Genomic DNA, 3,317 nt, shown 5'->3' on the forward strand with positions numbered 1-3,317 from the left:
GGCATTCATGAAGATTTTGCCCACTTAACTCCATACAATGATTGGAATACTAGTCAACAGCAGGCATATATCAATGCACAAAAAGCTTATGCCGCAGGCCTAAGCAATAACCAAACCAATGCGGATGCACGATTGAATAGTACAGCTAATGAAGTGGGTCAAGCTGCCTATAATGGAGCTGCAGATGCGTTAGCAGGTAATGATAATAATAAGTATATTGGTGATAAGCAGGTTGCCTATGCTAATGCACAAACAGCATATACGGCTGGACTAACTGGTCAAGCAGTAACAACACAGGCAGCAATAAATAATCCAGTAGCTTATAAGATTGGGTTAGCAGCGCAACAAGCAATAACAGATTCAGATAGCARTATTAATGAAGCAAAGGTTACAGATTCTGCATATCATAAGAGTTATAGTCAGCAACAACAGGCTGCCTATGATAATGCGKTAAAAGCATATCAAGCAGGTAGTGATGATAACTATACTGAACAAGATCAAAAAGCTGCTAAATTAAATGCAGTTGCTAATAAAGCTGGTTATGCTGAATTTGCAGGAATTGTTGATGCATCATATGGAAATCACAATAATCAAAATTACTATGCTAATAATAGTCATGAACTAAAAGTTTATAACAATGCCCAAAGTGATTTCTTTAATGGATTGCAAAATGATGGCCAAAATAGTTCAACAACTGGTTATGAAGTTGGTCAAGCCGCAAGAAAGGGAATCGAAGATTCCAACATCAATACGAATGCAGCAAATGAACCTAATAGTGGTTATAAAGACTGGCATCCAATCAAACAGGTTGCCTATGCCAACGCGCAAACAGCATATCAAGCAGGATTGAAGAATGATGCAATTAGTGCGGATGCACAGTTAAATCAAATGGCTAATATCGCCGGTTTAGCAGCATATCAAGGAGCAACAGATGCGGCGGCTGGCAATACAGCTAATCAAGCTAATTATGCTAAGGACAGTATAAATAGCGCAGCTTATACCAACGCCCAGAAAGCATATACCGCTGGTTTATATGTTCAGCCGGATACAGCTGATGCGCAGTTAAATCCTACTGCTTACAATGTCGGAGTGGCCGCAAGGCAAGAAATTACCGATTCAATCAATAATGTAAACGCAGTAAATGATCCTAATAGTGATTACCATAAGACTTGGACAACACAACAGCAGGTGGCATATCAAAATGCCCAAAAGTCCTTCCAAGCAGGAATGGATGGCGATCAAACTGAGCAAGATAAAATTAATGCAAATTTGAATATTCCAGCTAACTTACTAGGTTCAGCTGCATATAAAGGAATGAATGATGCAGCTGAACAACAAGACCATTCAACTTCATATGACGGATTAAACAAGGTGGCTTATGTTAATGCACAAATGGCATATGCTGCAGGTTTAGCAGGTAACTCAGATACTAATTTTGATGCGGCAAAGAATATAATTGCTTATAATGTGGGATTAGCAGCTAAACGAGGAATTACTGACTACAATGTAGGCATTCATGAAGATGTTGCCCACTTAACGCCATATAATGATTGGAGTACTAGTCAACAGCAGGCATATTTGAATGCACAAAAAGCTTATGCCGCAGGCCTAAGCAATAACCAAACCAATGCGGATGCACGATTGAATAGTACAGCTAATGAAGTGGGTCAAGCTGCCTATAATGGAGCTGCAGATGCGTTARCAGGTAATGATAATAATAAGTATATTGGTGATAAGCAGGTTGCCTATGCTAATGCACAAACAGCATATACGGCTGGACTAACTGGTCAAGCAGTAACAACACAGGCAGCAATAAATAATCCAGTAGCTTATAAGATTGGGTTAGCAGCGCAACAAGCAATAACAGATTCAGATAGCAGTATTAATGAAGCAAAGGTTACAGATTCTGCATATCATAAGAGTTATAGTCAGCAACAACAGGCTGCCTATGATAATGCGGTAAAAGCATATCAAGCAGGTAGTGATGATAACTATACTGAACAAGATCAAAAAGCTGCTAAATTAAATGCAGTTGCTAATAAAGCTGGTTATGCTGAATTTGCAGGAATTGTTGATGCATCATACGGGAATCACAATAATCAAAATTACTACGCTAATAATAATCATGAACTAAAAGTTTATAAAAGTGCTCAAAGTGATTTCTTTAATGGTTTACAAAATAATGGCCAAAATAGTTCAACGACTGGTTATGATGTAGGTCAAGCAGCAAGACAAGGAATCGAAGATTCCAACGCCAATAAGGATGCGGCCAATGAACCTAATAGTGGTTATAAAGACTGGCATACAATCAAACAGGTTGCCTATGCCAACGCGCAAACAGCATATCAAGCAGGATTGAAGAATGATACAAGCAGTGCGGATGCACAGTTAAATCAAATGGCTAATACCGCCGGTTTAGCAGCATATCAAGGAGCAACAGATGCGGCGGCTGGCAATACAGATAATCAGACTAAGTATGCTAGTGACAGTATAAATAGCGCAGCTTATACCAACGCCCAGAAAGCATATATCGCTGGTTTATATGTTCAGCCGGATACAGCTGATGCGCAGTTAAATCCTACTGCTTACAATGTCGGAGTGGCCGCAAGGCAAGAAATTACCGATTCAATCAATAATGTAAACGCAGTAAATGATCCTAATAGTGATTACCATAAGACTTGGACAACACAACAGCAGGTGGCATATCAAAATGCCCAAAAGTCCTTCCAAGCAGGAATGGATGGCGATCAAACTGAGCAAGATAAAATTAATGCAAATTTGAATATTCCAGCTAACTTACTAGGTTCAGCTGGATATAAAGGAATGACAGATGCACTAGCCGGTAATAATAATTATATTAACTACAAGGGCAATGATCAGATTATTTATAATGATGCCCAAGCAGCATATTCAGCAGGTTTAGCAGGTAGTTCAGAGACTGATGTGAATGCTGCAAAGAATCTAATTGCTTATAATGTAGGATTGGCAGCTAAACGAGGCATTACTGACTACAATGTAGGCATTCATGAAGATTTTGCCCACTTAACTCCATACAATGATTGGAATACTAGTCAACAGCAGGCATATATCAATGCACAAAAAGCTTATGCCGCAGGCCTAAGCAATAACCAAACCAATGCGGATGCACGATTGAATAGTACAGCTAATGAAGTGGGTCAAGCTGCCTATAATGGAGCTGCAGATGCGTTAGCAGGTAATGATAATAATAAGTATATTGGTGATAAGCAGGTTGCCTATGCTAATGCACAAACAGCATATACGGCTGGACTAACTGGTCAAGCAGTAACAACACAGGC

Annotated in this window: 1 protein-coding gene; it reads left to right on the forward strand. The window is 39.3% G+C overall.

Annotation, left to right across the window (positions count from 1 at the left end; genetic code table 11):
* The coding region (locus tag C7N71_RS07925) for a hypothetical protein (protein WP_157944399.1) at window positions 1-3,317 on the forward strand (3,317 nt) is incomplete at both ends.

The sequence above is a fragment of the Apilactobacillus timberlakei genome (genome assembly GCF_002993965.1).
Taxonomy (GTDB): domain Bacteria; phylum Bacillota; class Bacilli; order Lactobacillales; family Lactobacillaceae; genus Apilactobacillus; species Apilactobacillus timberlakei.